This is a genomic window from Treponema sp., assembly GCF_017430385.1.
Lineage (GTDB): Bacteria > Spirochaetota > Spirochaetia > Treponematales > Treponemataceae > Treponema_D.
In genome coordinates this window covers 22,183-29,759 of record NZ_JAFRNB010000110.1, presented here as the reverse complement: position 1 = coordinate 29,759, position 7,577 = coordinate 22,183, and the positions used below count along the sequence as shown (strand labels likewise).

General features: G+C 43.8%; 7 protein-coding genes. 2 read left to right on the top strand and 5 right to left on the bottom strand.

All coding sequences use genetic code 11. From position 1 onward, the window contains the following. Positions 1-712, top strand: a 712-nt coding sequence (locus tag IJJ71_RS07870; protein ID WP_296846282.1) for an ABC transporter permease, incomplete at its 5' end; no start/stop codon positions are given. A gap of 14 nt (positions 713-726) precedes the next feature. On the opposite strand, the gene IJJ71_RS07865 is transcribed toward IJJ71_RS07870, so the two are convergent. The 3 genes from IJJ71_RS07865 to IJJ71_RS07855 form a co-directional block, all read right to left on the bottom strand. Continuing rightward, entirely contained in the window at positions 727-2,298 is a 1,572-nt protein-coding gene (locus tag IJJ71_RS07865) for a GGDEF domain-containing protein (protein WP_296846281.1), read from the bottom strand. 95 nt (positions 2,299-2,393) lie between these two features. Beyond that, entirely contained in the window at positions 2,394-2,813 is a 420-nt protein-coding gene (locus IJJ71_RS07860; RefSeq protein WP_296846280.1) for an acyl-CoA thioesterase, read from the bottom strand. A 110-nt stretch (positions 2,814-2,923) separates the two neighbouring features. Further along, positions 2,924-3,730 carry a DUF2971 domain-containing protein gene (locus IJJ71_RS07855; RefSeq protein WP_296846279.1) on the bottom strand — a complete coding sequence of 269 codons (807 nt, stop codon included), beginning with the start codon at positions 3,728-3,730 and terminating at the stop codon, positions 2,924-2,926. 63 nt (positions 3,731-3,793) lie between these two features. On the opposite strand from IJJ71_RS07855, the gene IJJ71_RS07850 reads away from it, so the two are divergent. Further along, positions 3,794-4,618 carry an adenosylcobinamide-GDP ribazoletransferase gene (locus tag IJJ71_RS07850; RefSeq protein WP_296846278.1) on the top strand — a complete coding sequence of 275 codons (825 nt, stop codon included), beginning with the start codon at positions 3,794-3,796 and terminating at the stop codon, positions 4,616-4,618. On the opposite strand, the gene IJJ71_RS07845 is transcribed toward IJJ71_RS07850, so the two are convergent. Both IJJ71_RS07845 and IJJ71_RS07840 read right to left on the bottom strand, forming a co-directional pair. Next, the gene (locus tag IJJ71_RS07845; protein ID WP_296846277.1) at positions 4,615-5,862 is read right to left on the bottom strand and encodes a hypothetical protein; all 1,248 of its coding nucleotides are present in this window, start codon (positions 5,860-5,862) and stop codon (positions 4,615-4,617) included. The genes IJJ71_RS07850 and IJJ71_RS07845 overlap by 4 nt on opposite strands. A gap of 128 nt (positions 5,863-5,990) precedes the next feature. After that, a complete protein-coding gene (locus IJJ71_RS07840; protein WP_296846276.1) occupies positions 5,991-7,526 on the bottom strand; it encodes a hypothetical protein in 1,536 nt (511 codons plus the stop codon). Between the last annotated feature and the right edge of the window lie 51 nt (positions 7,527-7,577).

Here is a 7,577-nt window from a genome sequence, read left to right as displayed (position 1 = left end):
TCCCCTTGTCTTTCCGAGCATTCTTGAAATTCTCCGTTCATTTTTTCGTCTGCTCGCCGATTCCCGGACTTATCACCTGATTTTTACAAGCCTGATTCAACTTTTTGTGTCGCTGGCGATTTCTACCGTGCTTGGAGTTTTGCTTGGTGTGGCAGAAGGTCTTTGCCCTTTTTTGAAGAAGATTCTTTCTCCGCTCATGATTATGCTCCGCTCGATTCCAATGATTGTAATGGTCGTGATAATCATGGTACTGACTGACTACAATTTTGTTCCGTATATTTCGGCGTGCATGATTCTTGTTCCGCTGATAAGCGAAGCGGCTTGCGAGGGATGCAGGCGGATTGACAGGGAGCTGGTCGATGTTTATAGACTCAACAGCAATTTCAGCCCGCGGATTTTGTTCTGGGTTTATCTTCCTCTCATGGCGGGGTATCTCAGACAGGCTTACATCAACGCTGTCGGAATGGGAATCAAAATCGTAATTACGACGGAATATCTTGTGCAGACGAAGAATTCGCTGGGAAAGGCGGTGTTTTCAAGCGGATATTTCAATAATTATGACGAAATCTATGCCTACGCGCTGATAATGATTTTTCTTGTGCTTTTCCTGACAGAAATTCCTGTGATAGTAATAAAAAGCTGCGCCCGCTATGGAGTGGCGGCAAAGCCGTTGCGAAGCAATGAGCGTGAGCGAACCACGGAACAGCGGTAGGAAGTTGATGCGCCCTAATCTTCTCGAATAGCTTTCATCTGCTTTTTGCGCTCGTACATGGCTTGGTCGGCTCGGCGGAACACATCCTGGACGGTGTAATCCTGATTTTTGTCGTACAATGCGTATCCCAGGGCTGCGGAAATTTGCTCCCACGGCTTCAAATCGATGTTTTTTGAGAAAATTTCGAGCTGGATGTTGAAATTCATGCAGAGCGTGTCGATTTCGCTGTAATCCAAATGCTCCAGAATCACTACAAATTCGTCGCCGCCTATTCTGAATACCGGCGAATGATTGAAAACTTGGCAGACCAGAGAACTCAGTTTTTTGATTGCGATATTGCCCTGGTCGTGGCCGTAAGTGTCGTTTATGTGCTTGAGGAAATTGAGGTCAATCATGGCGATTCCGAAGTCTGTTTTGCCCAGACTGACTTGCTCTTTAAGGCGGATGATTTCATTGTCGTAAGCGTTTTTGTTTCGGAGGCCGGTGAGCGGATCCCTGTTTGCAATTACCTTCATTTTGTCGGCCCGGGCCTGTGAATCTTTGAGTTTTTGGGAAGTGTCGAACAGACTTTTGATGTAATCTTCGATTTTAAGGATGAGAAAGGCGAATTGTCTTGACAGCGAGGAAATTTCGTCGTTGCCGGTGATTTCTTCCTGAATTTTTAATGCTATTTCTGGATTTTTTTGATTTGAGTAGTCCCGGAGATTTGCTTCGAGACGCACCAGTTTTAGAATGTATTTTTTTCTGATGAAGAGAAGCATGATTGTGATGCAGACGATGAGGACGATGCCGACCCAGCCGATTTGTGCGACTGAGTTCTTGAGAATTTCCTTGTTGACATCTTCGACTTCAATTTCTGCCCCGACAAGGCCTAGTTTTTCGCCTTTGATGTAGAGCGGAACATAATATGCGTAGGTGTGACCCCATTTATTGTCCCAGACTTGAACATTTTCCTGCTTTATTCCTGTAAACCAGGTGTCCCATTGTACGGGAGTTGTATCATAAGGATTGTGGTATTCGTCGCCAAGATAGAGGTAATCGCCGCGGGTGCTTTTTTCGCCAAAAATGTTCTTTGGGGAGCGTTCTCCGTCAATCATGTAGACCATGTTGAATAGTTTTTCTTTGGGAACCAGATAATATGTGTACGGAAGATTGAATGCTTTGCGTGCTTTTTCAAAAGTGAGAATCCAATATTCGTGAATGTAAGTGAAGTATGCCATTTTTACATCTTCGGGGAAATTTTCAAAGTCAAATTTTTCGCCATCTTTAAGTTCTAAGCCATAGTTTGCAAGAAGTTTTTCATATTTTCGGTGCGCTTCGTTGTATTCGGTGAAACTGAACGGAATTTTTGCCTCGGCGAAATGTTCCATGTAATATTTTTGATAGGATATGAAATCTTCGCCAAAGTCTTGAATGAGAAGTTCCAGATATTCTGCGATGTTCCGCAAATTTTTGATGACGGCTTTTTTGTAGGAATTTGTCTGATAGATAAAAGTTATTATGCCACTAAGAAGCATTGCGACAAGAGTAAAAACTATAAAAATTTGAGCAAATTTGAAAAGTAATCTATCCTTGTGTTTTTTCATCCCAAGCTCCGATTTTTTTAACTTATCTTAAGATTATAACACGGAATAGAGAATTTTTAAATATTTTTTTTAGATTATTTTCAAAGTCTTTCTGATTATTTTTTTTCGATTAAAGATGTCAGAAGTTCATGGAAAGCAGGATAATCTTTTTTAATCATGACGATTCGGCCGTCTGCGTTCACGAAACAGTGCTCGCTCTCACCGTTGCAGCAGACTTCGCCTTTTTCATTGGTCATGGTGTAGCTGAGGCGGAGCTTGATTCCGCTGTACTCGGCGACTTTTACTTCAATCGTAACTGTGTCGGCAAATGTTGTGGTGTGCTTGTATTTGCAGCTGACTCCCACGACCGGCGAAATGATTCCTTCGGCTTCAAGTCGGGCATAATCCCAGCCAATCTGGCGCAAAAAGTCAACGCGGGCTTCTTCCATCCAGCGGACATAATTTGAGTGATGGGTGATACCCATTTTGTCAGTTTCGTAATATTGAACGTAATGTGTGTATTTTTTAATTTCCATTTTTTTCTCCTGGCGTTGCCCTTCGGGCCGGGCTTTCCGCCCTTCGCTCACGCTCATTGCTACGCTCTCAAGTTCGCTTCGCAACTTCGGGGCTACAATCCCTAACGGTTCTAGAATCTCCTGAGCGGGCATTCCGATAATTTAATTTTGTCGCAAAGCTCGCTCATGCCTGTTGAAGCAAAATAGTCGGCAAGCACGTCCTTTGTAACACGCGCCTGAGGCCCGATGCAGATTTGCGTGAAAAGCTCGTGGTATGGAATCGAAAGGCTTTCGCAGACTTCGCGTAATTTGAGGATATAATATTTTTTGATGTTTGTCTCCTCGACGAAAAAGTGCGGTTCGCCCAGATATTCGCTCACATTATATGGAAGAGAAACGAGCCTGTATTCCTTTTCACTGATGAAAGACGGATGTTTGAAAAGTGGGGAGCTTGTGACAAGCCTGTTAAAAACTTCCCTGCACTCTGGAGCGTCATTTTTGCAGTCCGAGCGGGCAAGGCGGGCAATTTCTGAAACGATTTCAAGGCCGTCGCAGTTTTGGGAATAATTGACCTTGCAGAGGGGAGCGTGGCCGGCCGCCCCGATTTTTTCAAGCAGTTCTTTGTTGAAGGCGATGCAGACTCCCATGCCGTTTTTGGCATAACGTGCCCACTGAGCCGCGTCGTCGGAATATTCGCTGAAACAGCTTGCGTAGCTTGAAAGTTTGTTAAAGTCCTTGAGATTTTCGATGAAAAGACATTCCAGCTTGGCATATTGTTCTGGTTCAAGAGTTTTTTTGACGGCGGATTTGAGTTCTTTGATGAAGTAATTCATTTCCTGGCTGTCGTTCATTCGACGCAGATTCCAGAGCCAGATTTCGCCGTTCGTGATGATTCCGCGCATGGCGTTAAAGTCGGTGTAGTGATAGAGACTTACCATAATTCATTTTATAGATTAAAATTGTATATTGTCAAATTATTATTGATAGGGGAGAGTAAAAACGTGAGTTTTATTAAATCCGTGATTATTGCGTTCGGCATGTTTTCGGCGATTCCTGTTCCTCGCATTGACTGGAACGGCAAGAATATGCGTTATATGATGGCGGCTTTTCCGCTTGTGGGCGTTGTGATTGCAATTTTGTGTGGCGGATGGTTCATTCTTGGACAGATTCTGTCTTGCGTGCACAAAGGCTTTTCCCCGCTGTTTATGGCACTTGGCTTCACGCTTATTCCGGTTTTTGTGACTGGAGGAATTCATCTTGATGGCTTTATGGATACTTGCGATGCTCTTGGAAGCCATGCCAGCCGCGAAAAAAAGCTTGAGATTTTAAAGGACAGTCATTCCGGGGCTTTTGCGGTTCTTGGCTGCGTGATTTATTTTTTGTGCTATTTCGTGCTTTCTCTGGAGATTTTTAATATTCTTTGCGGGCAAGAGAATCCTCGGCGGTTTGTGAATCATTTTGCTCAGCTGATGGCTTTTCTTCCGGTTCTTTCGATTTTCGTGATTTCAAGGCTTTTGAGCGCGTTTGCGGTGGCGACTTTCCCGATTGCAAAGGACAGTGGGCTGGTTCACACTTTCGCGACTAAAAGTGCAAAAAGATTTACGGCGATTTGGAGTTATTTTTGGTTTCTTGTGATTTCTGGCGGCTTGATTTATCTTTTTAATTTTGAGGGAATTGCTTTTGTCGCAACAAGCCTTTCTATGCTCTGTTTTTATTATGTCGTGGCTGTAAGGAATTTTGGTGGAATCACAGGAGACACGGCAGGCTGGTTCGTTCAGATTTGTGAACTGGCTGGGCTTGCCGTGTTTTTTATTGGATTGCGTTAAGCCTGTTCTTCGACTTTGATTGTGCTTGTTCTCAGTTCATTTCCGAAGAATTCTGCTTTAATCGTTACATTTTCCCATTTGACTTCAAAATTTTCAGTAATTTCTTTGCCGTTTGGGAAACCTGCTGGCTGAGTAAAGAAGACTCGGATTTTGTCACCCTGATCGTTGACTTCAACCATGGTCAAACTAAGATTTTCTGATTCATAAGATTTGAAAGCCTCGTCAGTCGTGGTCAATTTTCCTTTTAAAGTCACATCTTCTTTAGCTGGGACAGTTGAAACGACATCCTTTGGAATATAAAGTTCAATTCCAGCCCCTTCAATTTTTGAGGTTGAGAGCAATGTCGGAAGCGCATCAGAAGCGACTACCACGGTGATTGTCTCGCTCAGTTCTCCGCAAGTAACTACAACCTGAACATTTCCGTCTGTTGTGCCGGCGGTCAAAGTTGTTCCTGAGATTGAAGAGCCTGTAGTGTCACCTTCAGCAATTGCGAAAGTACATTTGCTGGTAATGTCGCGGCCGTAAGGAGTTCCTTTGACTTTGAAATTGACCTGGTTGCCTGGTTTTACAGATGGAGCCGAAGCCGAGACTGTGATTGCCGTGAGCGTATAATCAAACTGATATTCTCCGTTCACGAAAACAGCATTTCCTTTGTAGACTTTTCCGTCCGCACTCAGAATTACTTCGACATCAACAGAAGTGTGCTCTGCGTTTGGCAGCAAGATGTAAAGCCGGACTGTAGCCTCGCCAGCTCCATAATTATCATATTGGAAAGAATTGTATGAAACTTCCTGCTGTGTAGCAGTATCCTTGATTTTGACGAATGTGTTTGCTGCAAAAGAATCTGCTGTTGCGCCTGAAATTTTCAATGCCGAATTGTCCAGGTGGATTCCGATTCCAGCTCCTTCGATTCCTGTCGCATGTGCTCCAAGCGGAATGATTGGAAGCGCGATTGCATTTGATGTGTCAGGAACAGAATTTCCGCCGCCAGAGCCGTTGCCTGAGTTGCCGTTATTTTCTGGGCTGCCAGAATTGCCACTGTTGCCATTGTTATCTGAATTACCAGAATTACCGGCATTACCGTTACCAGAATTGTTTTCTTTGTCTGTTCCGCTTGGACCTGGTTTTGTGACCGCAATTCCCGAATCTCCGTCATCGCCGTTGCTGCAAGAAACGAAAAGACAACCGCACAGAAGAACGGAAATACCGCCCAAAGCTACAAGATTTTTTAATACTTTTTTCATAGATTCCTCCTCTAGAAATCTTCGTTAGAGGCGGTGCATGAAGGCCTCGCCATATTTTATCTGGAAAAAGGCTGCCCAGATTTAGTTTGGACAGCCTTTGGTGAACAGATGGGGGGGGGGGGAAAGAATTAGTTTGCAGGATTAAGTGTTACTTTACTGATATAAAGTTTACCACCAGCTGCAGGAGCGTCTGCCCAATCTGCAAGGTGAATACAAGTAACAGCACCCAAATTAACTGTTGTATATTGATCGAGTGTTGCTGTTATTGTTCGCCAACCATTTGCATCTGGTGCAGAAATTATTGTAGTTCCACTAACTTCTACGCCACCTTTTATTTTAAGACCTGCAGAAGTTAATGATTTACCGCTTCCAAATTCATCTTTTACAGTGATAGAAATGCTTCCATATCCGACAAGGCTGATTTTGTCGTTTTCTCCGCCTTGCCAAGCAACACTGATTCCCCAGCCGCCAATTCCAGCTTCAGGAACTGTACAAACAACTGCATCTACGCCATTAACTTGCGTTGCTGTAGGAGTTGTATTTGTTCCGCCCCACTCAACTGTATTAACAAGAGGTAAAATACCGTCAAGCTTGAATCCTTCTGAAGTTGGAGCGAACAATTCTTTTGCTGTGGTAGCTGATGCTACGACTGTGATTGTTGCTGTGTTTGTGAATTCTGAGCCGCTAACAGTATATTTTGCAGTCAAAGTAACTTCTCCGGCTGCGCTTCCAGCTGTGAAAACACCGTTTGAGACATTGCAACCTGTAGCTGCTGCTCCAGAAAGCTCGAAAACTGCATTCGCTGTGACATCAACAAAGTTTGAATCTTTTACAACGAAAGTTGCTGTTTTCCCTGCAGCAACATTTGCGGTTGTCGGTGTGATAGTGATTCCTGTTACAGGCTTCAAAGCCGGGTCTGAAGCTGCTGCTGCATAAATCTCTTTTACTACGAGAGTTCCAGAACCGCCTATGATGAGTGCGAGCTGATTTGCAGTCTGAGGAACTGAATCAAAATCAGAAATCTTTGCATAATAAGTTACGGTGTTGTTTTCACCTTTAACGCTGTTGTTAGAGACAGAGAGAAGTTTTTCTCCGCCACCTGCTAATTTTACATTTACGCCGTCATTAGCAGCAGAAGTGAATGTGCTTGTGAAAGATGAAGTATCAACTGTGAAAACAATGTATTCGTAACTTGCAAGAACACCGGCTGTCAAATCATTGTAAGCAGCAACAACACCTTCTGTAGCAGCAGCATCCCACATGTGGGCACTTGTCAGTTTAAGTGTTCCGTCTGAATTTGGTTCACAACCAGAGCCGCTTCCCCAAGTGTCAGTTGATTTTCCAAAGTTTGGAGCAGCTGAATCTGTTGTTACAAAATATTTCTTGTAGTATGTAGACAAATCAGGAGCGGTGAAAGATGTTCCGCCGTTGTTTCCGCCATTGCCATTTCCGTTACCGTTTCCGTTCTGATTTCCATTGTTGTTTCCGCTTCCGTTGCCGTTCTGGTTCTCGCCGTTGTTTCCGTTATCGGCACCTGGCTTTGGAGTGGTGACTGTTGGTGTTGAATCTCCATCATCTCCGTTGCTACAAGAGACGAAGAATCCGTTTGCAAGAATCATGGCAGCACTTGCAAAAACTAAAAGTGATTTTGAGAGTTTTTTCATAGAATCCTCCTTTTAAAAATTCCGATGGAGACAACCTGTGCCTCCTTTATT

Excerpts from the sequence above, each read along its gene's own strand:
- IJJ71_RS07855 (WP_296846279.1), bottom strand. The coding sequence starts at position 3,730 with ATGGTAAGTCTCTATCACTACACCGACTTTAACGCCATGCGCGGAATC.
- IJJ71_RS07840 (WP_296846276.1), bottom strand. The coding sequence starts at position 7,526 with ATGAAAAAACTCTCAAAATCACTTTTAGTTTTTGCAAGTGCTGCCATG.
- IJJ71_RS07845 (WP_296846277.1), bottom strand. The coding sequence starts at position 5,862 with ATGAAAAAAGTATTAAAAAATCTTGTAGCTTTGGGCGGTATTTCCGTT.
- IJJ71_RS07860 (WP_296846280.1), bottom strand. The coding sequence starts at position 2,813 with ATGGAAATTAAAAAATACACACATTACGTTCAATATTACGAAACTGAC.
- IJJ71_RS07865 (WP_296846281.1), bottom strand. The coding sequence starts at position 2,298 with ATGAAAAAACACAAGGATAGATTACTTTTCAAATTTGCTCAAATTTTT.